Annotated in this window: 26 protein-coding genes and 1 tRNA gene; 21 read left to right on the forward strand and 6 right to left on the reverse strand. The window is 41.4% G+C overall.

Annotated elements, in window-relative coordinates:
* The first annotated feature begins 24 nt into the window (after positions 1-24).
* The 15 genes from MHI45_RS29995 to MHI45_RS30065 all read left to right on the forward strand — a co-directional run bounded on the left by MHI45_RS29995 (position 25) and on the right by MHI45_RS30065 (position 11683).
* Positions 25-2379 (forward strand): M13-type metalloendopeptidase, encoded by a 2355-nt coding sequence (locus MHI45_RS29995; RefSeq protein ID WP_076110601.1) that lies wholly within the window; start codon positions 25-27, stop codon positions 2377-2379.
* A gap of 399 nt (positions 2380-2778) precedes the next feature.
* Positions 2779-3288: an SUKH-4 family immunity protein gene (locus MHI45_RS30000; RefSeq protein WP_076110600.1), complete on the forward strand. Its 510-nt coding sequence runs from the start codon at positions 2779-2781 to the stop codon at positions 3286-3288.
* Positions 3289-3551: 263 nt separating this feature from the next.
* On the forward strand, positions 3552-3884 hold the full coding sequence (locus MHI45_RS30005) for a CbrC family protein (RefSeq protein WP_256718102.1): 333 nt from the start codon (positions 3552-3554) through the stop codon (positions 3882-3884).
* A gap of 14 nt (positions 3885-3898) precedes the next feature.
* Positions 3899-4693 carry an Imm47 family immunity protein gene (gene imm47 / locus MHI45_RS30010; RefSeq protein WP_076110598.1) on the forward strand — a complete coding sequence of 265 codons (795 nt, stop codon included), beginning with the start codon at positions 3899-3901 and terminating at the stop codon, positions 4691-4693.
* 301 nt (positions 4694-4994) lie between these two features.
* Positions 4995-5486, forward strand: coding sequence for a hypothetical protein (locus MHI45_RS30015; protein WP_076110597.1), 492 nt, complete (start codon positions 4995-4997; stop codon positions 5484-5486).
* Between the two features lie 225 nt (positions 5487-5711).
* Positions 5712-6341, forward strand: coding sequence for a hypothetical protein (locus tag MHI45_RS30020; RefSeq protein ID WP_341118481.1), 630 nt, complete (start codon positions 5712-5714; stop codon positions 6339-6341).
* Positions 6342-6373: 32 nt separating this feature from the next.
* Entirely contained in the window at positions 6374-6838 is a 465-nt protein-coding gene (locus MHI45_RS30025; RefSeq protein WP_341118482.1) for an SMI1/KNR4 family protein, read from the forward strand.
* A gap of 77 nt (positions 6839-6915) precedes the next feature.
* Positions 6916-7416 (forward strand): hypothetical protein, encoded by a 501-nt coding sequence (locus tag MHI45_RS30030; RefSeq protein ID WP_341118483.1) that lies wholly within the window; start codon positions 6916-6918, stop codon positions 7414-7416.
* A gap of 306 nt (positions 7417-7722) precedes the next feature.
* The gene (locus MHI45_RS30035) at positions 7723-8232 is read left to right on the forward strand and encodes a hypothetical protein (RefSeq protein WP_076110593.1); all 510 of its coding nucleotides are present in this window, start codon (positions 7723-7725) and stop codon (positions 8230-8232) included.
* A gap of 17 nt (positions 8233-8249) precedes the next feature.
* Positions 8250-8717 carry a DUF6985 domain-containing protein gene (locus MHI45_RS30040; RefSeq protein WP_341118486.1) on the forward strand — a complete coding sequence of 156 codons (468 nt, stop codon included), beginning with the start codon at positions 8250-8252 and terminating at the stop codon, positions 8715-8717.
* Positions 8714-9157, forward strand: coding sequence for an SUKH-3 domain-containing protein (locus MHI45_RS30045; protein WP_341118488.1), 444 nt, complete (start codon positions 8714-8716; stop codon positions 9155-9157). Before MHI45_RS30040 ends, MHI45_RS30045 begins: the two co-directional genes overlap by 4 nt.
* Before the next feature lie 43 nt (positions 9158-9200).
* Complete coding sequence (locus tag MHI45_RS30050) at positions 9201-9689, forward strand: hypothetical protein (protein WP_038589114.1); 489 nt, start codon at positions 9201-9203, stop codon at positions 9687-9689.
* Positions 9690-9886: 197 nt separating this feature from the next.
* Complete coding sequence (locus tag MHI45_RS30055; protein WP_341118489.1) at positions 9887-10390, forward strand: hypothetical protein; 504 nt, start codon at positions 9887-9889, stop codon at positions 10388-10390.
* A gap of 36 nt (positions 10391-10426) precedes the next feature.
* Positions 10427-10864 carry an Imm48 family immunity protein gene (gene imm48 / locus MHI45_RS30060; RefSeq protein ID WP_341118491.1) on the forward strand — a complete coding sequence of 146 codons (438 nt, stop codon included), beginning with the start codon at positions 10427-10429 and terminating at the stop codon, positions 10862-10864.
* A gap of 132 nt (positions 10865-10996) precedes the next feature.
* Positions 10997-11683: an Imm3 family immunity protein gene (locus MHI45_RS30065; protein WP_340899382.1), complete on the forward strand. Its 687-nt coding sequence runs from the start codon at positions 10997-10999 to the stop codon at positions 11681-11683.
* A gap of 52 nt (positions 11684-11735) precedes the next feature.
* On the opposite strand, the gene nfi is transcribed toward MHI45_RS30065, so the two are convergent.
* The 4 genes from nfi to MHI45_RS30085 all read right to left on the reverse strand — a co-directional run bounded on the left by nfi (position 11736) and on the right by MHI45_RS30085 (position 15132).
* The gene (gene nfi / locus MHI45_RS30070) at positions 11736-12413 is read right to left on the reverse strand and encodes a deoxyribonuclease V (protein ID WP_341118493.1); all 678 of its coding nucleotides are present in this window, start codon (positions 12411-12413) and stop codon (positions 11736-11738) included.
* 72 nt (positions 12414-12485) lie between these two features.
* Positions 12486-13325 (reverse strand): DNA alkylation repair protein, encoded by an 840-nt coding sequence (locus MHI45_RS30075; protein WP_341119135.1) that lies wholly within the window; start codon positions 13323-13325, stop codon positions 12486-12488.
* Positions 13326-13405: 80 nt separating this feature from the next.
* Positions 13406-14095 carry a Crp/Fnr family transcriptional regulator gene (locus MHI45_RS30080; protein ID WP_341118495.1) on the reverse strand — a complete coding sequence of 230 codons (690 nt, stop codon included), beginning with the start codon at positions 14093-14095 and terminating at the stop codon, positions 13406-13408.
* A 149-nt stretch (positions 14096-14244) separates the two neighbouring features.
* Positions 14245-15132 carry a fructose bisphosphate aldolase gene (locus MHI45_RS30085; RefSeq protein WP_341118496.1) on the reverse strand — a complete coding sequence of 296 codons (888 nt, stop codon included), beginning with the start codon at positions 15130-15132 and terminating at the stop codon, positions 14245-14247.
* A gap of 132 nt (positions 15133-15264) precedes the next feature.
* Between MHI45_RS30085 and pyk the strand changes: the two genes are divergently transcribed.
* A complete protein-coding gene (pyk, locus tag MHI45_RS30090) occupies positions 15265-16359 on the forward strand; it encodes a pyruvate kinase (RefSeq protein ID WP_341118498.1) in 1095 nt (364 codons plus the stop codon).
* A gap of 122 nt (positions 16360-16481) precedes the next feature.
* On the opposite strand, the gene MHI45_RS30095 is transcribed toward pyk, so the two are convergent.
* Complete coding sequence (locus MHI45_RS30095) at positions 16482-17570, reverse strand: low temperature requirement protein A (RefSeq protein WP_038589141.1); 1089 nt, start codon at positions 17568-17570, stop codon at positions 16482-16484.
* A 305-nt stretch (positions 17571-17875) separates the two neighbouring features.
* Here MHI45_RS30095 and MHI45_RS30100 point away from each other — a divergent pair, with 305 nt between their 5' ends.
* Together MHI45_RS30100 and MHI45_RS30105 are read left to right on the forward strand one after the other, a co-directional pair.
* On the forward strand, positions 17876-19207 hold the full coding sequence (locus MHI45_RS30100) for an APC family permease (protein ID WP_341118499.1): 1332 nt from the start codon (positions 17876-17878) through the stop codon (positions 19205-19207).
* 144 nt (positions 19208-19351) lie between these two features.
* A tRNA-Lys gene (locus MHI45_RS30105) sits at positions 19352-19424 on the forward strand.
* Between the two features lie 299 nt (positions 19425-19723).
* On the opposite strand, the gene MHI45_RS30110 is transcribed toward MHI45_RS30105, so the two are convergent.
* A complete protein-coding gene (locus MHI45_RS30110; protein ID WP_341118500.1) occupies positions 19724-20614 on the reverse strand; it encodes a LysR family transcriptional regulator in 891 nt (296 codons plus the stop codon).
* Positions 20615-20724: 110 nt separating this feature from the next.
* Here MHI45_RS30110 and MHI45_RS30115 point away from each other — a divergent pair, with 110 nt between their 5' ends.
* The 3 genes from MHI45_RS30115 (at position 20725) to MHI45_RS30125 (ending at position 23651) form a co-directional block, all read left to right on the forward strand.
* On the forward strand, positions 20725-21117 hold the full coding sequence (locus MHI45_RS30115; RefSeq protein WP_341118501.1) for a tautomerase family protein: 393 nt from the start codon (positions 20725-20727) through the stop codon (positions 21115-21117).
* 20 nt (positions 21118-21137) lie between these two features.
* On the forward strand, positions 21138-21404 hold the full coding sequence (locus MHI45_RS30120; protein WP_341118502.1) for a carboxymuconolactone decarboxylase family protein: 267 nt from the start codon (positions 21138-21140) through the stop codon (positions 21402-21404).
* Positions 21405-21566: 162 nt separating this feature from the next.
* A complete protein-coding gene (locus tag MHI45_RS30125; protein WP_341118503.1) occupies positions 21567-23651 on the forward strand; it encodes a serine hydrolase in 2085 nt (694 codons plus the stop codon).
* The last annotated feature ends 65 nt before the right edge of the window (positions 23652-23716 follow it).

Genomic DNA, 23716 nt, shown 5'->3' on the forward strand with positions numbered 1-23716 from the left:
TATTTTATCCGAGGAGGGGAAGCTTTGAAGAAATTATTAGCATTTTTGTTGTCTTCATCCTTGATACTTACTTCACTAGCGCCACATGCACTGGCTAAGGATGAGAAAGCAGCAATGACACGAGAAGAGGTTGTTACTTATTTATTAAATGTTGCAGATGATTACAACCCTGGCTTGAAGAAAGAAGACATTTTGAAGGGTGATGCTCAAGGCAAAACCAAAGACGGTGAGTATGTCTCTCGTACCGAAGCATTAATTATGCTAAGTAGAGCATTCTCAGACCTACCGAAGCCACAAGGAAACGATTTGCGTAGCTTAAATACAGCGTCTTCCTTTAGTGACATCCCGGTGTGGGCACAAGATGAGATGACTAAAATTGCTGCGACAGGTATCGTTAACGGTTATACGGATGGCAAACTTGGAGCTAAGGATCAAGTTACACTTGAACAATTAACTGCACTAGTTAAAAGAATGGTAGCGTTAAAGGGGACAAACCCTCGTGATGATTATTATGAGTTTGTAAATAAAAAGTGGCTGAATGCATCTACCATTGATGCTGGAGAAATGACCAACGGTGCATTTAACGAATTGGATAAACAAAATCAAGAACGAATTAAAGATATGCTGCAAGAAGTTGTGAAGGACACACATGCTAAAGGATCAGTAGAACAGAAAATTGCAGACTTTTATACGAATGCACAAGATTTGAAGCATCGTAATGCTTTGGGAATTAAGCCAATTGCACCTTATATTGCATCCTTGAATCAAGCTTCTACAATCCAGGAGGTAATGAATGTAGGCTTGAAGATGGAGAAAGAGCTCGGCTTTGGATCTATTTTATCATTTGGTATCATGGCAGATGCTAAAAAAAGTGACATTAATGCATTATATTATGCAGGTGTAGGCTTGATTTTAGACAAGACGAGTTATGTTTCTAACAATGCTCAAGCAAAACAAGTGTATGTCTCGTATTTGAGCAAGTTATACCAACTTGTTGGTGACAGCAAGGAAGTTGCCGAGAAAAAGGCAAACTCATTGTATGAGTTTGAGAAGCAAATAGCAGCAGCAACGATGGACGTTCAAGACCAGAATGATGTAAATAAATATTATAATCCATATACGATCCAAGACTTTGATGCGCTGTTCCCTTCACTGGATATGGCTAATTATTTGAAGCAGCTACAGCTTGGTTCCGTGGATAAATTAATTGTAATGGACAAGGGGCAAGCCAATAAGCTTTCACAATTAATGACTGATGAGCATGTGCAAGATTTTAAAAACTATATGCAAGCGATTTGGCTTATTAATACCAGTAGCGTATTAAGTGAAGAGTTGCAACAAGCATCGTTGGATTTCCAAGCTAATCTATTTGGTATTCAAGGTCAAAAAACACAAGATGAAATTGCAATTCAATTAACACAAAGTGTAATGAGTGATTACTTAGGTCAAATGTTTGCAAAACGCCATTTTACAGCTGAAGCGAAGCAAGACGTGGAAAAAATGGTGAAGGAATTTATTGCGGTGTACAAGGAGCGTATTAAAGCGCTCGACTGGATGTCTGAAACCACTAAAGCTAAAGCTATGCTGAAGCTAGATAAAATGACCTACAAGATCGGTTATCCTGATAAATGGGATGACAGATTTAAAGACGTATCCATCGTATCCATTAAAGAGGGTGGAACATTATTTGATAACTTTGTAGCTATTCGCAAAGCATCATGGAAAACAGAAGTAGCAACATTGGGTCAACCTGTGGATAAAAGTAAATGGCAAATGAGTGTTTACAATGTTAACGCCTATTACAACGCACTCAATAATGAAATTGTATTCCCAGCAGGTATTCTTCAAGCACCATTTTATGATATTAATGCGAAGCACGAAACAAATTTAGGTGCAATTGGTATGGTGATAGCCCATGAAATCAGCCATGCATTTGATAATCTCGGCTCTTCCTATGATGAAAATGGAAATGCTGTAAACTGGTGGACACCTGAGGACTATAAGAAGTTCCAAGAAAAAACGGAGCGAGTGATTTCTTATTATAACGGACTGGAAGTCATTCCAGGTGTATATAATAATGGTAGCTTGACTGTGAGCGAAAATATTGCTGATCTTGGTGGTATGGCCGCCTCCTTGCAAGTATTGTCTCAAACGAAAAATGCGGATTACAAAGCTTACTTTGAAGGATATGCAACGATTTGGCGTACAACAATGAGTAAGGAAGTGGTAGCTTATCTTTCTAGTAATGACACACATTCCGCTAACAAGATTCGTGTGAATCGCACAGTTGCCAGCTTTAAAGAATTTTATGATACCTATGGAATTACAGAAAAAGATACGATGTATGTAGCGCCAGAGCAGCGTGTGAGTATCTGGTAGAGTATAACTTGGCACAAACTTGATGGACTATCCAAAGCTCATTCCCACTTGAACCTTGAGTAGGAAGGAGCTTTTTTACATACTCAAAATCAAAGAACGATGAAACAAATGGCAAAACGTGTACAGGTTGTGACAACAGAATTGAAGAAACAGCAACTAGTGCAGGAAGCAGAAAAGAAGGTACGGTCTATAGCACAGGCCCGCGCGGAGCATTTGGTGTCGGTAGCAAAGCAGAAGGATGGATTGCCGCGTCGGCAACATTACAACTCATAGATAGCTTAGAGCTTGAAACTACTGAGTGAAAGCAGCTTATGCAGTATAATCAGGGGGGATGATTCTTGGAGTATGATTGTAAAGAGCTTCTTGCTAAAGAGCTTGAAAAGTTAAAGGAGTGAGAGCATGGATTTTGATATTCGAGAGATCCGGGGATATTATGACTCGGATTTACGAGACTATGATTTCAATGCGTTGAAAAAGATTGGTATAAGCCTTGAAAATGCTAACTTTATGATTGGTATTGGAGTCCCAGAAGAATTTGCTGACTTTGTATTCTATGAATCGAATGCTTTTCAAAAATTGGTAATTGGAGATGTGCGAGTTATAAAAATTGGCCATTTCTCATTTTTACAATATGGACTGTACGTAAAAGAGGGTAGCGATGAGCTTTTCACTAGCTCTTCCTATCATAAACCTCAAATTTATTTGCTAAATAAAAATTTGAGAACATTTTTTTTGTTTCAGTTAATTAGGAATAAAGTGGCAATGAAAATGATCCAAAATGGTGAATATACTTCATATAATTATGCGATTAAGCTACGTAAGGTGTATGAACAAATTGATCCCGTAGCAATGAAAGATGTTGAAGGATATTGGTCCCACCTAATAGAAGACTATGAAACCGGATTATGAAACTGAATGGAGCAGCCATTATATCACAAAAAAAGTTTGATTAAATAACAAGTGTGGTGACTAAGTTTGAAGGTGTTTGGTACTTACAACGAATTCTTTTAATGAAAAGGGATTGCTTGCTGAATCTTGGGGGAATATGTTCCAATTCAAAGCTTTGAAACAGTTTTTAAGAATTATATACATGATTTTTTGAGGATGTTGAGATTGAAAACCGAACAGATACAATGGATTTAAGCGCTTAAATAATAGGTAGGAGCAATAAAATATGTCCTATTTGTAAACAAGAAACTGAATATATTTATGCTGGCCCCTTTTACTCTATTGAGGATGTACATGAGATGTGTTCTTGGTGTATTTATAATGGAACTGCTGCTACATGGTACAAGGGTGTTTTCCAAGCTGCTGTAGAGTATAATGGTGGACTCCTTTCTGTCACTTACGATGATCAAAATAAAGATTTTGTGTATTTTTTAAACTACGATGAAATTCCTAAAGTTATTGATAAAGAACTAGATGAATTGTTATTTCGCACACCAGGTTATGTGTCATGGCAAGAGTCTCAGTGGCAGATGGATACTGGACGAAGGAAAAAATAAAAGGGTGGTGGAAAATGGCGAACTATACGCACCTTATGAATAGCAGTTGGTATGGTGAAATATCAAATTCCAATATTTCGGATATTAAAGAAAGCATTTTACGTTCAAAGACGGAACAAGATGTTATATTCCAACTCGTAGAACTTTTCAAGTTAGGAGATTTTACGCAAAAAACACTCTTAATTCACTTGTTAAATCATTCTGAAGATGAAGCAATATTAAATTTTTGCATTCGGATTTTTTGCTCAATTTGTACGCATGAAGATTTAAGAGACTCGAACAATCTTCTGTTTTTAGAAAATGCTACAGAAGATGTGGTTAATACATTTGCTTCAGCGGCAGTTACAACGCTTTCTCTCGAAGTTGTTCCATATCTATTAGCATTACTTGAAGATTGGGATGAAATTAATGATACGTCGATCATTATAAGGGATTCGATAGATGCTTTTATTGAATATGAAGAGCATTTAGGTGATGGTGCAGCCGTGGAAGAGATTGGTCATTATTATTTGGAGTACATTAACAGTTGTAACTCGGAAAAGTATTACTATAATCAAGAAATTATATTTATTGGTAATTTAACAAAAAAATTAATTGAAAGAGTTATGATTGCCGCTAATACCGGACAGCGTCTTGAAATGGAGTTAGTTCCATCCTTACTATCGATTTGGTCCGGGGAGAAAGTGCCAGGCGATTACTACACAGTAATAAATGCTGACAACTATAAAGGTTTTATTAATTATGTCAAAGGACTTTCAAAGAAAAACTGGGAGAAGGGGCAAAAGTATTTTTATGGACTTAAAGTATAATATACGGTTATAAGATACCCTCTGTGATAACATGATGTGAAATAACCCGTGATAAAAAATATATCGCAACTATAACATACGCCGCCCGAAGCTAAGGGTAGTTCTAAATATCTTAAATATTTTAAAAGTTAAAGATTTAGCCGCAGCAATAAGCTATGGATTTTTATGTGAACTTATGAACGCCCGTATTCAATCAAAAATACATATAACGCATGTAATACCTGTATACCTGTATAAAGATTTCTTCATTATGTTTGTACGCACATTAAAATGCTTTAACAATAGAAGGGGAGAAAGTCTGGTGGACGAGAAGGTTAAATATATCAATGAGCTGTCTATAATAAAAAAGGTAAAAGAAAAACTGGTAGCCGAACCTGATAGTATAATTTTTGGTGAATTGAATGAAGGTAACACAGGTATTAAATCCAACGATGATTGTATTAAACAGTATTTTGAGTTCTTGAAAGAATCCGATGGTGCAAGGTGTGGAGCAGTTGACTTATGGTCATTCGATGAATTTCCTTCACATCAGTCTCGTGTTTCTGATTTCTTGGGAGGAATAGAAAACTGGATTGAAGTTGGGCAAGTTTTATATGAGCCTTTAGTGATTGATAAGAATTCTGGACAAGTATACTGTTTCTGTCAAGGTCATCCAGCTAGGGTGGGCCAAACCTTAGGGGATTTCCATTATTTTTTGCTTAATTACGTTTTTGGCGGAAAATACGAGGAACTGATACCTGATGCTCATTTAGACGACTGGTATCAATTTCTCAAAAGAATAGGTTTAGCATAACTTAAATCTTGAGGGTGCTAGTTCGCTCTCTCAAGATTTCTTTCTTTGAGAGGGTTACTTAGTGCCGAAAGAAATGCTTTAGGCTTGTAAACATCATCTACAGCATGATGAAGCATAAGACACAGTAACGGGCGGCTAATCGAACAGAGCTTCAAGCAAGACAGAAAGAGAACCATGCATTTTGACGGAAACTAATGAAGCAAACTGGAGGTAGGAGCAAGCTAAATGAGAGTATGCCTTAAAGAGGATTTAGCGAAAAAAGAGAATCTATCAATGAATAAAAAATATATAGTTTATTCTGTGGAAACCAGTAAAAATGGCGAGAAATTTTTCAGAGTAGAAAATGATGTCAATCAAGTTGTGCCTTATTCAATCTCTTTATTTAAAGTTGTATCCGCTAAAGTGAACTCTGATTGGATATTGTGGAACAAGCCCAATAATAGCTCAGCTCTATTGCCGAAGCAATTTGCTTATCTAAGTTTTTGGGAGGATTATTATAATGATGAATTAGAGGCTTTGAGTATATTTAATTTGGTTAAGGAACAGCTATTTCAGGAAGAATTAGAAGAGAATGAGGTGCGTGAGATTTTTGAAATAGAGAATGAGGATGAGATTACATTCGTTCTTAATGTTCTCTTTAAGACTAAAGACAATAGATTCATTAATCAAGCGATTCAATATGTAAAAACAAAAGTGGGAAAAAATTATGGATTACATAATACTACACTACTTGCATTTCAATATCTGAGTTTATTCAATCAAAGTGAAGTAGAAGATTATTTCCTTTATTATTTGACTAACATTGAGTTAGGAAACGACCGATTAACTGCAGTAGTAAATGAATATTTTAGCTAAAAAGTAAATGACTCTAATGAGGGTGAAACATTTTGAAATATTTAAATGAGTTGGTCTCACAATTTAGAATTGATAAAATTCCTATGAGTCCTTGTACAAACGAAGATTTAATTAATGTGAGAAAAATGATTAGTGATCAAACATTACCGATGGCTTATATTGAATTTCTTGAAACAATGGGAAACGGCACTGATCATACCTTTTTGCGCGGTGAATCATGTTTTATGGATGAATTGTTAGAGTTAAATGAAGGGGGTGCAGAATTGTTAGCAGAAAACAATGTACCTCTAAAACTTACTTCAAACGATTTTATTTTTTGGATGAGTCAAGGTTGTATGTTTTGCTTCTTTAAATTAGATGAAGGGGAAAATCCACCTGTATACTTTTACTCAGAAGGTAAAAAGAAGGATGGCTTTTATAAGATTACAGATACTTTCACAGAATTCTTGCAACGCAGGTATATTAAAGATAGGTATGTATTTCAAAAAAAAGAATAAGAAAAGATCTTGAATAAGAAATAACCAATACGCATTAAAAGATTTCGTCATTTTGTATAAAGTTGGAGGAAAGTATAGTGTATTCAAATAATGACGAAGTTGGTTTAAAAAGAGATTTATACGAACGATCAAAACCTGGGATGATTGATACTTCAGCGGTAAGCCCTATTTGGTTTACTTTTACGGATCATGAATGGGAAGCATTACAAAAGGATTTCTTTGAAAAGCCTCTTGACGGCTTGTTGGTTGATTTAGTCTCGATATTTAGAAAAGGGAATCCCAATTACATCAATTTAGGTAGCCTGTTCGGCATTGAAAAAAAGAGGGTAGATGACAAAAATAAGATTATCTACACTGTTAATCAGGTGAATCGGAAGGAAAACGACATTACTAATGTTACAATGTTTCTTCATCCTGATAGCCACATAATCACAGAGATTTATTTACATATGCAAGTACTGCCTCATATGAATGAACTTAAATGCAGGATCGAGGAGAGTTATTCCGATTTACTTGTTAATGTTAGCAATGAGTTTGTAATTATTGATAGAGATTTTAAATTAACGCTTAAAGAGTGATTTTGTAAAAATAAGTAATCCATTAATTTATAGGATATTTTTGAAAGGGGGGGGATAGATGTCTAGTCCAAAACTTTCTGCATCACAAGCGTTGTCAGCCCCTCATTTAGATGACGATTAAGATAATGATTCAATATGAAGATAGCCTCTATCAGAACATACATCGTACAAACTTGGCAAACGTTCAAAGGCTTATTCCAACTTGAATCATGAGTTAGGAGTGAGCCTTTTTATATGTATCGGAATTTATGGGATCATAAAAAGTCTTAGCGAGTTCAACTAGCACAGAAAATTGGAGGGAGTTTAATGTTTATAAATAATGACGAAAGCATTAATGTGAAGTTTCTTTATAGAAAGCCTGTAGTTATTGGGGTATTGGACGATAGTGATAATGATTTCAATGATATGAGCTGGATGGTGGATAACTCCTGGGAATTGTTAAAAGTGAAATTTTCAGAAAGTTCTTTTCAGGAGTTAGTTGTAGGGTTGGTGGAAATATTTATAGGTGGACAACCGAACTACTCAACACTGGGTGAAATGTTCGGTAATGATACAAAGGTGGAGGGGGATGTTGAGAAAGTAGTATACAAAATAAGCAATATTGAAAGAAATTTAAATGATATTATAAGAGTCGAGATGTACCTAGACCCTATAAATCGAAATATTAAAGACCTATTTTTATATGTTCAGGAAGGGTTAGATAAGTTAAAACTTAAAGAAATACTTAGCGGAAAATATGAGGGCGTATTCATTGAATTAAATAGCGAGTTTATTATTACAGGTAAGGATTACAGAATCATCATCGGCGGCAAATAAAAAGAGGAGATTTTAAAATGACAATAAACGATCCGATTTTTGGTGAACTTGAGTATAATTATACTTGGGCTAAGGATACTACGATTCATTTTTTTGGAAAAGAAACTGAGATTGCATTGATGATCGATGGTGAAGAAGATGGCAAGTTTGATGAAGATCAATATACGGCGTATCAATCATTAATGCAAAACTGGCAGCAATTACAGCAAAGCTTCTTGCAACCCATTTTAGACTATTACCATCAAAAACGATATGAACTGGGTTATGATATTGAATTTAATGAGTATTATCCCTTAGTTGCAACAACCAGCCAACTTCTTGAGATGATTACTTTGGTTGGAATTGTTGTTTCATATGCAGGGATTTATGAAGGCCGAGATATCGGAATACTTTTTGATTGTACCTGGGATATAGAGAATGGAGTGGGAATTCGTTTATTGAATGAAAAAGTAACTGAAGTAGGTTATCAGGATGTTGCGATTTGAATAACTTATCATTTGATGTGAAAGAAATACTGATACAAGCAGGCTGGAACCCAAATAATAAGGTTGATTTAAGCGAGACAGTAAAGTTTTTAGAAGCAATGGGGTATCAAGTATTCGATTCAGTGATTGATGCACTAAGAGTATTTGGTGGAATCGAATATAAATTTAAGCATCCCGATGGAAGTTTGGAAACCTTTATGTTTAGTCCTGAAGAAGCTGTTGGGGATTATTATGAAAAAGAAGACTTTGAGGAATTCGAGACGCGAGTAAAAGAGCCGCTTGTTGTAGTTGGAGAAGCATATCGCGGAAATTTAATAATGTTTATTTCGAAATCCGGGAAGGTATACGGAAAAAATGGATATTCTTTATTCAAGTTCGGAGATAACATTTTCGAAGCCTTAGATACTCTATGTTTATTTAGAAAACCAGAAGAGGTATAACCCGGGAACAGATAGACTTGTGGCAAAGGTGGTTTGATAAGTTATGAAGAACGGAATATACAGCAATTTAGTTGAGGAAGTTATTCAATTCTCTAATTCTATTATGGATTTCCCGAAAATAGCGAGAGCCCAAAATATCGTTATAATTAATCAATATGAAGAGGCGAAAAGGCTAGCCGGCACTGAAGTTTTTGGTGAAGATGAGTATACTTGGTCTGATATAAGACAACTTGAAATGGGAAAAGTTAAGGGGAAGTTATATAAATTAGATTCTACCCAAAAACCTAGGGGTTTGGATGAATTAACTGGATTAATAGCGGATGGTCTTAGAAGTCAAATAACTCACCCCTATCACGATTTTTTTGAAACTGTTGTAGTGGATTTGAGAAACTGTGCAATCAATCGTGCAATAAACGGTGAGGTTGAAAATTTTTATGAACAAGTTTTTAGAATCTATAAGGCTGGTGGTTTTCCATGCGGATGGGATGGTGATTATCCAGACGAAGGCAGACTTATTGCTTATTTTGCCTAAACTTGACCAAGATAGATTTCCAAATTTGTTCCCTGAGGATTAATACATAGTACCGCAGGCCAAAATTTAGCCTGGCAGACTTACTCCACTCGGAATTTGAGTTGAGCTAAGTCTTTTTTTGCAAAGCGTATCAAGCGGACCACTTTCACAGACAGAAAACTCTTAATAATATTGATGGAAAGCGGGTTTAATCCTAAATGAAAGAGATAATAGTTAGTCAAGAGTTATTAAACGAGTTTGAGAATATTCAGTGGTTTACAAATTGCGGTAAACAAGCAGAAATAGATTTACTATGTTCGGTACAACAAGTTGATGGGTGGGAGAAAGCAGAGGAATTTGACGAAAAAGATGAATGGGAGGAGGTAATATCAAAGAGTAGGGATAATCTTGCAGATTTTATTATGAGGAAATTAGGATATAGTGTTAGGAATTTCAATTCAATTGTTGCTGCAGTAAGAGAGTCACAACAGTATAAAACAGCCATAGCTAAACTTTATGATAGTGTTGAAGAGCGGAATATAAAAGAAGAGTTCGGTGATACATTAAGTTGGTTATTGCTTAATGCAGGTATTGAACGTGCGTTTGCCGGGTTTAAAGGCTGTCCAAAGTTTTTTAGCGAAATGCTAGAAGTTCTCAAACTCGGGCACTGTCCATGTGGATGGACGGGAAGATGGCCCAAAGGTACGTTATACATATACTAAACCCTTATTAATATATTTTATGATAGGAGATAGATAATGACTGACTTTTTAAACCCGCATGAATTTGAAGGATTAAAAGTAAATCACGGATCACGTGAACTAAGACTTTTTTCAACTGAACTATTTGAACTCATCGGAATTAGATTTGAAGATACATCTGAGCTTGAGAGGCAGGTTATCGCAGCATTTTGTTTTGGTGCACTAAATGCCATTGTTCAAAGGGACGAGTTAAACCAACCACAGGCTCATGCTCTGATAGTAGCATTACTAATTAACGAGTTTAAATACAGTGAAAAACAAGCAGTTGATTTTGCTGAGGATTTAATTCATGCAACAAATAAAGAATATCATCCTGTCATGAATGCAATAATTCATAGAGGAATAGATGGCCACTATCAGTATGAAAAAAATATGCTTGATAATTTGAGACATAATATACTTGAGGTTATTAATACAGTAAAAAAGAAAGCATAAAAAATGCTTCAATCATAATTTGTATGTATTAGATTAACCTTCTATAGAATGAACTTAAAGACTACACAAAATGGGGGATATTACACCTTGCGAATTAATCATCCGTACGTTGAGAATAAAGGAGACAGATAGGTGAGACGAAATTATGAAGCATTATTTGGTGCGTTTTATGAAATATATTTTGATTATAAAAGCGAGAAGATGAGCGACGCTGAAGCCATTGCCTGTACAGCTGATGCATATTTTGGTGTACAAAGTAGAGGGGAAATGGAGAAGGCTGTTGTATATATTTCAGAAGGAAGAATCTGCTTAACGCATTCAAAAATATTCATTAAAGCAAAAGAAAGAATAGTCGAGGCATTAAATTCTTTAGATGTACATAAGCTTCAAATTGAAACAACTCCTGATGAGTATAAGGATATATTAGAGCGCAGAGATATGGTACTGGATGAAATTGATAATATTCCAGTAGATTATTGCCCATACACAAGATGGTATTACCATGAAATGGAGAAAGAAGTTAAGAATTTCTTTGGGATCATTATGAATAAAGTGAATAATAAAAATGAAATGATAGAGAAAGTCTTGGAGCGTTTTGAACGTGAATGTACGAATACGCTTAGCGAAAATATTGTTGTTAAAACTACGCTTGTAGAGTTACTAATTAGATATGATATTAAGGGAAATGAACAATTTGTAGAAATCACAAAGGAGCTGGAACAGTTCGATATAAATGATGTAGGTGCACAGTTAACAGAAAATGAGAAGGTAGATCTGTCTATCCGAATTAGCAACTTGTTGATGTTAACCGGGGGTTAGAAAATGAAGACAGGATAACATATTCAGGGCGGTAATCCGCCCTGAATAAAGTTTATTCGATACTTACTAAAGCCTTTTTAACAAGTTGGTCTGACTGACGTGTTGTCTCTGGCAAACGATAATCGGGTGATAGGTGTAGAACCCATTCACAAGCGGTATCTAATGAAATACGATGACCAGTGGAGACGAAGATAGGCTTAACATTATTCTGTGTTCTAAGAACATTTCCGATAATCTCTCCTTGATCTTGCAGTGGTGAAATAGATCCTCTTGTTAAATTGGGTTCATCATACTCTCCTAATAACCTGGTTTTTCCACAACCAATTGTAGGAATATCAAATAGAACACCTAAATGACTGGCCAGACCAAATCGCCTCGGGTGGGCAATCCCCTGACCATCACAGACAACTAACTGAGGAGCGGTCTTGATCTGCTTAAATGCTTTAACTAAAGGGGGAAGCTCCCTGAACGAAAACAGTCCGGGGATATAAGGGAATTGAACAGAATCTTCAACCACCACTGATTCTACTATGTTTAATGAGTTTGCTTCTAAAATGACTACTGCGGCGATCAGCAAGTCACGTTGTTCACTATATGCCACGTCTACTCCAGCGATATAACGAATTTCAGCAAATAGATCTTCTTTTATAACTTTTAAGGATAACTTTTGCTGTAATAATATTGCTTCTGTTTCCGTTAGAATCCATGAATGATTTAATCTTGGTTCCATGTTGTATCCCTCATTTTCGAACATTAGAATATACAGAGATTTGTTTTTAGAAATGCAAACTGCGTCACCGCTTTACTTACGCGTAAGGGTCCGTTGCGCCCGCTCAGTAATACGTTTCGTTTCCTTCGTGTCAGAGGACTCCAGCCAGTCGGAGCAAAGCTGCAGCACCCAATCCGGCTGGCTTTTGCTGGTGTCATTCAGCCAATTAGCCACTGAGTCCTGCACATATTTGACCGGATCGGAACGAAGGGGTTCAAGGAGTGGAAGCCCCTGTGTTGGGTTTTCTTTCAAAGCTTGTATGTGCTTTGCCCAGACGCCTTGGGGACGTGTCGACTCCACGGCAAATCTGCGGATATTTGCGTCCTCGTCCCGGACCCATTTCGCCAAGAGGGTGATGGCTGCCTCCAGATTGGCTGAGATATGGGCTCTTACGGCCATCCAGGCAATCTCACGCACTCCAAAATGGGAATCGGCAGCAAACGGGCGGATATGCTGCAGTATGCCGGCAATATCCATATTTGGAGTGACTCCGACGATATAAGCCGCCCAACAGCGGACGCTGTCGGAGCGGTGTGACGCCAGCATGGCGAACAATTGGCCACGCCCGGTCTCGGGCAACTCGCTCAGCAGGCGATTCCACTGCGCTGCAATGGCCGGAATCATCTTCATCGGCTTGTCTTCTTTAAGCTTATTTAAAGCTGGCAGCATTACCTCTGCTTCATGTGAAAGACCGGAGGTGTTCAGCACAATGGACAATAACGCCCGGTGATCCACTGCCAGCCATTCTGTCAGATTGACGCTCTCAATAAGACCTTGATTTAAGAGTTCCAGTACATTTTGCGGAATATCCGCAGCCTTGTTGGCGCCTTTGCGCTTAAGGATATCTGCGGGAAGTGAAGCCGTTTCGTTCATCAAAAAAAGTACCTCCTCATGGGTTGCTTTCCTTAAAATACCCTGAGCAACCGCATGGAGGATGTAATGCAGATTACAGCTTAAAGACGATCTGATATCAACTTCTCAAGTCGCTGCGGATGGATGCGGACCGTTTTAAAGCCTGTCTGGACCAGGCCGTCCCTGTTCCATTGCCGCAAGACGCCGCTTACTGCCTCACGGGTGGCTCCAACCATATTAGCGAGTTCCTGGTGGGATAAGGACAGGTTGATCCTGGATAATCCGTCCTGCTCTTCACAGCCGAATCTGCGGGACAAACGCAGCAAAATATGCGCAAGCCTAAACCGCAAATCCCCAAGTGCCAACTGCAACATCAGACTGCCCATTTCATTAAATTGGCTGCTTAACGTCTGTATCAGGTTCAACATGAAACGGGGCCGGCTCAGCAGGAACCCTTCGAAGCGGTCTTTATTCATCAGACAAATATCGCAATCATCCAGCGTGTCTATAAAGAGCTCTCTTGTCCCCAGCGAGATGCCGGCCATTTCGCCAAAAACATTTCCTTCACTCAGAATATCGAGCGTAAATTGCTTGCCGGTGCTGCTCAGCTGGTAAAGACGAACCTTGCCCTTTTTGACAAAAAACAAACCTTCTGTAAATGTCGACGGTGTCTGGATCAACGTATTCGCCGGGACTGCTGTAATGGAAGTCATCTCCTCCATCTCCATTAAGTCCTCAGTGGACAGATTATTCAGAAGATTAAACTGGGATAAATACTGGATGCTATCCATGGATCCTCCTTGGTATGTAATTGGTACTACCATACCATAATCGAGCCAAAGTTCCGACGAAACAAACTATGTAAATCACGGCTCTTCCATATAAATGAACCCCGAGCTGCATAAAAGCCCGGGGTTTATTTTGTGTCCGATAGCCACCCTTAGGTAATGGAGGCTTCGTAGATATCCTTTGTAGATTTTGCGAGCATAGCATTGAATTCATCGTCCGATAGCTGATCGCTGAGCCCTTGCGATAAAGCGCGGGAGAAGCTGGCGATCAGTCCATGGTTATGTGCCAGCTTGTCATTGGCTTCAGCTTGGGAATAGCCTCCAGACAAAGCCACGACCCGTACCACATGCGGATCTTCAATCAAATCGCTGTAGAAATTGTCCTCAGTCGGTATGGACAGTTTTAGCATGACTTTTACATCTTTGCCAAGGGCGGATAATTGAGTGGAGAGCTCATGTTTTAAAAGCTTCTCAGCTTGTCCCTTATCTGCGCTGTGGATATCCACTTCCGGTTCGATAATCGGCACCAGACCATAACCTGCAATTTGCTTAGCGATGGTGAACTGCTGTTCGACAACTTTTTGAATGCCTTCGGGATTTGCTTCCTTAATCAGCGAGCGCATCTTGGTCCCGAAGATTTTTTTCTGCACTGCGCGCTTCAGGAGGTCATCCAATCCGGGAATAGGCTTCATGAGCTGAACCCCATTTTCAAGTTCATCCAGACCTTGATCGATTTTCAAAAAAGGCACAATGCCTTTCTCTTCCCAGAGATAATCGGCGGTTAATTGCCCGTCAATGAAACGATCCATCGTGTTCTCAAAAAGAATAGCACCCAAAATGTGCTTGGAATCAAACGCTGAGCTCTTGATAATACGTGTCCTCATTTCGTGAACCCGTTCAAACATCTCTTCTTCATTGGAATAGCGGTCTTCCTGAATACCGTATTGCAGCAGTGCTTTAGGCGTGCTTCCACCGCTTTGATCCAAAGCCGCAATGAAGCCCTTTCCCGTGTGAATCCGGTCCAATTGTTTCGTATTCATGGTCGTTTCCCCTTCCCTTCCATAAAGTGAATGGTAACTGTTTCAATCATGTATAGTTTAGTTAGAATAAACGAACAATGCAAACTAAAGGAAAAGACAGGGAAGCCAATCAAGTTTGAGAGGTGAGTTCACATGAGTATTGATTTGATCTGCACGATAGGTCCGGCTAGTTCTTCTCCTGCTGTTCTCAAGGAACTGCTGCTGAGCGGTATGACGATTGCCCGGCTCAATATGTCGCACGGGAGCCATGAAGAGCATGAGCGGGTAATCGAAGCTTTGCGGGCAGCCGCTGCCGAATCGGGACAGCCCGTGCGGATTATGGGTGACTTGCAGGGACCGAAAATCCGTCTGAAGAACGTAAAAGGGGACGCGATTCGCTTAGATGAGGGCCAAACGTTTATCCTTGACCAGTCTGATGAACCGGGGAGCCGGGAACGCGCAGCGCTCGATAATCCTGGTGTAATGGAAGATATTTTACAAGGAGCGACTATTTTAATCAACGACGGGGAAGTCAAGCTTGAGGTGACGGACAAACATCCGTCTAGGATCACTACAAGGGTTATAGTCGGTGGAATGATCGGCAGCCGAAAAGGTGTTAATCTTCCAGGAACGGTACTTCACTTGCCGGCCATTACGGAAAAAGACAAACGGGATCTTCAGTTTCTGCTGGAGCATCATGTGGATTGGATTGCGTGTTCCTTCATCCGTGAGGCGTCGCATTTGGAGGAAATTCGAGAGTATGTAGCTTCACTGGGGAAATATAGTCAACCTGGCCTTATTTCTAAAATCGAAACTATTCATGCCGTGCGTAACTTTCCATCCATCATGGAGGCGTCCGAGGGAATCATGATTGCGCGCGGAGATCTTGGCGTGGAGCTGCCTTTTGAACGTATCCCCTTTATTCAGAAAGCGATTCTTCGCGAGTGCAGCCTGTCGAAGACCTATGTAATTACGGCCACCCAAATGCTGCAATCCATGGTCGATCATCCGGTTCCGACGCGCGCAGAGGTAACAGATGTCTCTCAGGCCGTAATGGACGGGAGCGATGCCGTGATGCTGTCAGCTGAGAGCTCGGTTGGTCATTATCCTGTGCAGAGCACAAGAGCCCTGAATACGGTAGCCAAATTTGCAGAGAACATGCGAGAGCAAGGGAAAAACGGTTTTTCACTGGAGGAGATTTGCTCCGAGTCCCTATTTGATAATCTGTATAAGGGACACATAAAATAAATAGCGGCTGGCGGAAATCGTCCCGAGAATCCGAAAGGCGAACAAAGCAGCGGGTCTCCCGGTTATTGGGAGATTCGCTGCTTTGTGTTTTCGCTCAACCGCCGTTTAGGTGATAACCTATTTCAAGCCGTTGCTTTGGCAAAAATGATGAAGAACAACATCAACTCGCCTAATATAAGATGTGGAGAAGCCGCTATAAATAGGTCCAGGGTAAACAGGGCACAAAGAATGCCGGTTAACAGAGTAACAACGGTGAAGCTGGGTCTAAGATGATTGAATTTGTACTGATAGAGTATGAACATCACGGAAATATAATAGATCAGCACAGAGCCAAAGGCAAAACAAAGCATAAATACGTACTCCAATTGATCTATAAAGAGAAGTTGTATGGAAGCGGCAATCATACTGAGTGAAAAATAAATAAACAAGTGTCCGTATATGAGGCTCTGTCCTGCTGTTTGTTTCGATTTGTCTACGTGCTTCTCCACATTCTCGAAGTATTGCCACCAGATGGCTATCACTAATAGAAAAGCCAGGGCTGCAAATAAAACAGAAGATCCTGTGAATTTATAGGATTGCAGGACAGACAGCATGCTGACTACCGACTCACCAAGCAGAATCAGGGTGAACAACGCAAATCGTTCTAATAAATGCGCAGTATGAATAGGCGTCTTGACCAAAATCTTTCGTCCGAGCAGAGGTACAATAATGTCCACAGCAATGCCTGCATATAGAAACAAATACCGTACTGAGGAGTCAAAAAAGAGGGAAACGCAGGAGATAACGATCCCCAGCCCAAAGGAGGCTCCTAAGAATCGGGCTGTTTTTTGCTTATGTGCAGCCTCTGTCCGCGAAGAGAGCACATACTGGACGGCGGTTAAGCTCCTTAAACCGATATATCCGACAAAAAACGGCAAATAATTCGCATCAAAGTCCACATCAAGACTGGCGGTCATGATCAAAACAAAAAACAGCTGCACGATCATAAAGAGCCGTTGCGCATTGCTGTCACGGCCGAATCGGTTGATGTATACGGATTGCCCTACCCAAGCCCACCAAATCGGAACGAAAATCAGGATGAATTTCACCAGATGCTCAACGGAAATACTGTTATGCTCGACATGCAGTAATACATGGGTAGCTTTGGAAACAGCAGCTACAAATAACAAATCATAAAAAAGCTCTAGCCAAGAAACCTTTTTCTCATGCATTGTTAGGAAGCCCCCTCAGATTCTGCAGAATAGGTGTGGAGACTGGTGACGTTTCATCAGAATATATTAGCACACAATTACTTAAAAAATAAGCGAATATTTAGACCCTTTAGCGTATCCGTTATTAGAAGAATCAGCATACGGAATTCCCGATAAATTCCTTATACACCTTGCGGTTTCGTGATGTGTTTTTTGCTGTTATGTCGTAAACTATATATACGTGATTTTCGCGTAAACCCGGATGAACCGGTGAAGCTGCTGCAGTTCCCCAATACATATAATACAACCGGGAGATCTATAATTTCGTGACAGGAAGGACTTTTAACTTCACTATGAATACGAAGCCGCTGACAAAAACTGTAACATTCATTGAAGCTCTGGCCATTGTGGTGGGGATGATCATCGGATCGGGGATTTTTCTGAAGCCTGGTATTGTGCTGAATCATGCGGGTACGGCATGGATGAGTATTTTGGCCTGGGGGATTGGAGGAATCATAACGCTGGCCTCGGCGCTGAGCGTGGCGGAAATCGCAGCCGCCATTCCTAAGTCAGGAGGTCTCTATACTTATCTAGGTGAACTGTACGGCGGGGTATTCGGTTATTTGCTGGGTTGGGTGCAGGCTGTAATCTCCTATCCGGCCTCCGTTGCGGCGCTGGCGATAGCGTTTGCCACATACTCCGGATACTTTTTGCCGCTCAATCAATGGCAGCAGAAGCTGCTGGCGGTGTCCATTCTGGCATTCATTCTCCTCATGAACGTCATTGCGACCAAATTCGGCGGTATTATTCAGACGGTTGCGACTGTTGGAAAGCTGATTCCGGTTGCAGGTATCGTAGGAGTAGGTTTATTCTCGGATTTGGCTCCCGGCTTTGGAGGGATTGGAGCTACTGCGACTGGTGCGGGCTTTGGGGCGGCGGTTCTGGGCACATTATGGGCCTATGACGGTTGGATCAGCGTGACCAATATGGCAGGTGAAATTAAAGATCCGGCCAAGACCCTGCCGAAGGTCATCTCCATTGGTGTGATGTTCGTGATCGCCGTTTATGTGTTGTTCAATATTGCAATTTTCAAGGCGCTGCCTTACGATCAGATCATTTCTTCTCAGACTCCTGGGGCTGATGCAGCCGAGGCTTTGTTTGGCAGCGGCGGCGGAGCTTTCATTACTGCGGGGATTATCGTGTCTGTACTTGGTGCGCTGAATGGGTATTTAATGACCGCGGCGCGGGTGCCTCAGGCAATGGGGGAGAAGAATCAGATTCCTTTTTCCCGGGTACTCCGAAGTATCCATCCCAAGTTCCAGACTCCAGCCAATGCGCTCATTTTTCAAAGTGTGCTGGCGGTCATCTATATTTTCTCGGGAACCTTTAATACGCTGACGGATTTGCTGGTGTTTGTGTTGTGGATTTTCTTTACAATGGGTGTGTTTGGTGTGTTCATCTTGCGTAAAAAACTGCCGCAGGAGAAAGGACGTTACCGTGTGCCACTCTACCCGGTTACCCCTATCTTAGGGGTGGCAGGCGGGATCTATATTCTGGCCAGCACAATTGTCAGTGATCCGCTGCGTTCTCTTGTGGGTATCGGCATTACGCTGGCCGGACTCCCGGTCTACTATGTGCTGTCCCGCAAAAACCGGTAGTTTTAAAATAATGAAAGAACTCGAGTAATAATTTTCTTGACATAAGTAATATAAAGTTATATGATATTAAAGCGTCTTTTGAAGATGAATTCTTTTTTTGAAAGATACCAGTCTAGTGGAATTCGAATAATTAGACATCTATTTGGACTCTTAGCTCAGTTGGTAGAGCAGTTGACTCTTAATCAATTGGTCCAGGGTTCGAGTCCCTGAGAGTCCATCACAGAAGAAACGGCAGAGATGCCGTTTTTTCTGCTGTTCGGGTAGCGGAGTGGTTTTTTATTTGGTTTGAATCGTGGAGTTTGGATAGAAAAGACGTACAATGCAAAGAGAGCCGTGCGTCAACACGACTCTCTAGGCAATAGCCGCTTTTAAGGGCGGCGGCTTTAAGGTATTACGGGCAGAGATAGACCGCATCCTTTGGACCAGGGCGGTCGGCACATACAAAGGCCTCCAAAGCTCTTGCTCTTATCGGACAAGCGAACCAAACACGCCAAATACCGGCGTGTTTTTTTGCGTTTAATTTCGGCGTCGATCATGCCCCAGCTCTTCTTTTATATATTGCATCAAAAGCTTCTTGGAAGAGGAGATATACTCATCATTGCGTGCTTGCAGCAGGCCGACCGGAATGGCGGAATCCTTAAGTTCAACTTGGATTCTCACAACATTTGGCGGTAATGGCGTAGAATCGAGAACGGCTCCTATGGAGGAAGGGATTTGCCGGACGAACCCTGCAATGGCTGAGATATGACTTACTGTATACAGAAAAGGAGTTTCCGTGTAACGGGAAAATTGCTTCGATAACCGCGAATAATATAAACAGGTAGTTCCCCCGGATATGATTGGGTAACCCAGTAATTCTTCAAAAGGGACTCTGTCTCTCCCCACCAGAGGATGGTTGTCCACTGCGATGAAAGAGATACGCTCGTTGTACAGTGGCTCAAAGTGAAACGAAGCCGCCTCGGCAGGTTCTCCGCATATGGCAAAGTCCAATACGTTCTGAAGCAGTGAACGGGACAGAGAGGCTGTGTTCCCGATTACGAAGTGGCAGGATACATTGGGCTTATAGTCTCGGAACCGCTTCAGCGAGTTTGGCAGTACCTGTTCTGTTAATGATTCCAGTCCTCCGATACTTAGAGTGCCGATCTCCTCTTTTTGCAAAGCTTTGGCCTGTTCTGCTACATAGTTCCAATGTTGAATCAGCTTGTCGATCTCTGTTGCAAATATTTGCCCGGCAGCGGTAAGCTCTGAATCCCAGCCTCGTTTGAAAAGCTTGATGCCCAGTTCCTTCTCCAGCCGCTGAACCTGGTTCGTAATCGTAGATTGTGCGTAGTTCAGTTTTGCGGCGGCTTTGGAGAAGTTTCCTTCTTGAAGGATAGTCTGAAATGTAGTGAGTTCCTTTAAGTCCATAGTCTATATCTCCATCGGAAAAATTGAATTTTTATATCATTTAATTCAATTATACAGAATAAGTGATGGGGAGTACAATAAGGATAAATCGCTAAAGGAGTGAAGTGAACATGCCATTCGTCAGGGTAAGTTACATGGAAAATAAATACGATGCGGAGCAATTACCCATTATTAGCCGTGATATCATGAGTGCTCTAGTTGAGCATTTTAACGTACCTGAAGATGATTTTTTTCAAGTATTTCATGCACACAAAGCAAGTGAGTTTTACTATAGTCCGAATTATTTGAACATAGAGCGAACGGATGGACTGCTCTTTATTCAAATCACGCTCAAATCCGGAAGAAGCACGGAGCAAAAAAAGAGTTTTTACAGCAAGTTGGCTCAACTGTTGTCGAACACCCTCCACATCAGGAAAGAAGACGTCTTCGTCGTGCTGGTCGATACGGAATTTGAGGACTGGACGTTTGGTAGTGGCATCGCACAAATGATTGAACATCCATAGAAGGAAAGGAGGGGATTGGAATGAAGCATCGTAAAATTGCATCGAAAGCCCTTGAAACCTTTGGGGAGATTGCCCCAGCGTTTGCCCGCTATTCGGAAGAAGTGCTCTTCGAGGAGGTATGGCGGAGAGAGCAATTATCGCTTCGGGAACGTAGTCTCCTTACGGTATCGGCGCTAGTCGCTGGTGGACTTTCCGAGCAGTTGCCCTTTCATATCCGTCTGGCCCGGGAGAACGGTCTATCCGAGGAAGAATTGATCGAAGCGATAACTCATCTCGCTAGAAATTGATTCCCAAAGTGACAACAATGTAACAAACCCCCTCCTGCTTATCACCTGGATCGAACGACAGGGTTTGCGCTTAACCATACAATTAATGTGTTGGTTGGAACTGCCTGTTCGATCTGACTTGGGTTAAGCCCAAATTTAAGGGAAGCAAGGAGAGGATTTTCGTTGAGTAAGAATAGGAATAACAAAACCCGCCGCACCTCCGGCATGCTGGCCGCTCTGCTGCTGCTGACTCTTGCCGGTGAAGCAAGCGCGTATGCTCAGCCGTCTGAGCCATCGGATCATTTAGCCTCGGTCCAACAAGTTGCCGCACTCAGCAGCGCTGCCCCGGGAGATTTAAAGAACGGGCCCCGTGATGCGAAGGAAGTTGAGGCGTTTCTTGACGCATTTTTTGCCCGGGATGCCATCAAGCAAAAAGCCGGATCGGCTGCGATCTCTGTCGTTCAAGACGGGAAGGTGCTTGTCTCCAAAGGGTATGGCGTAGCTGATAAAACGTCGAAGGCACGGGTAGATGCCAACCTGGGTACCTTCCGGGTCGGCTCTGTTTCCAAAGTATTTACAGCCGCAGCCATTATGCAACTTGTCGATCAAGGGAGAATTTCGCTTCAGGACAACATTGAAAAGTACCTGGATGGTTATAAAGTAACAAATCCCTTCGATACACCGGTAACGATAGAGCATCTGTTGACGCATACGACCGGTTTTGAAGTACGCGAACCTACGGATGCCAGCTATTTATTTGACCCTTCCCAGAAACCGGTTTCTTTAAAAGAAAGCATCTACGATGTGTTCCCCCCTGTTGTTCGCAAGCCGGGAACGTCCTATATGTACGATAATTTTGCTTCCAGGCTGCAAGGATACATTGTGCAGAGGGTAAGTGGAGAATCCTTCGGGAGTTATGTGCAAAAACATCTGTTCAAGCCGCTCGGTATGACTTCAAGCAGCTTTAGCATGACCAAAGATTTGACCCGCCGGCTTGTAACCTCTTATGATGCGGAGGGCAATGCTATTCCGGTGTATGGGTTTTCGCCGAGTGAATGGCCGGAGGGCAGCATGTTATCGACCGCCTCCGATATGGCATTGTTTATGAAAGCTTTTCTGAATGATGGCCGTGCGGCGGACGGTACGGTTATCCTATCACCTGAATCGGTGAAGGCAATGTCGGCTTACCAGATGGCCATCCATCCGGATTTGCCGGATATGACATATGGCTTTGAATCGCCCGTTCTTCCGGCCAAAACGAAGGGTGAAGCTGTGATCTCCAAAGGTGGCGACATTCTGGGCTATAGTTCGCTGCTATGGATTCTACCTGACCGTAAAACGGGTGTTTTCGTTTCTTACAATACGAATCAGGATTTGCGTAATGATCTGTTTACCGCTTTTATGAATCATTATTATGCGAGTGGCAAATCGCCGTATGAAGCGAAGGGTTTCAAGGTACAGTCCGCGGAAGAACTTGCCAAGTTTGAAGGCCTGTACTCCGATTTGCGGATTAAACTATTGACCAAAGTCGAAGTGGCAGGAGATGGCACCCTAAGGGTGAGCGATATGCTTAGCCGTCACCAGTTGAAGCAGACCGGTGAGCTGCTGTTCGATGATGAGGAGGGGAATCCTTTAGCCTTCAAGGCGGATGCCGAGGGCCGTATCCTTTATATGAAATACTCTAATTTATACAGCTATGCGGCCAAAATACCGGAGGATCCAGCCGAATTCCCGGATGTATCGGCCGATCATCCGTATGCCAGCTACATTCTTAGCTTAAAGTCACTGGGCTTCTTAACGGATGATTTGTCAGAGCCATTCGAGCCTACGCAAACGGTCAACCGTGGAGCGTTCATCCATACTTTTAACGCGATATGGAGCATCCCTGAATCTTCAAATCCGTCTGTATTCAAGGATACTGAAAATTCTCCCTACCGAAAGGATATTCAAGCCGCTGTCGAGGCCGGTATGCTGAATGGAACAGGGAGCGGAATGTTCGAACCGGACCGTCCGATTCTTCGCGAAGAAGCTGCGGCTATCGTCTGCCGCTTACTTACTGTAACGGGAATTAGGGTGCCGGATTCCACGGCTGTCCTTGCACCGGGCACGTCGAAATGGGCTGCCGATGCTGTCAGCTCTGCGGTCATCTGGAAGCTGCATGGACCGGAGGTGACCGAATCGAACGGCATGTTCGATTACGGCTCTCAGCGGGCGTTGAACAAGCAGGAACTGGCGGCTCTGCTGTTCACGATGCTGCTTCCGCAATAAGTTCATTACAGTGGGGGGCGATTCATTTGCCTCCCCTTTTTGTATGGAAGCACGGAATGGTATGA

This window comes from Paenibacillus sp. FSL H3-0321 (genome assembly GCF_038002865.1).
Lineage (GTDB): Bacteria > Bacillota > Bacilli > Paenibacillales > Paenibacillaceae > Paenibacillus_AQ.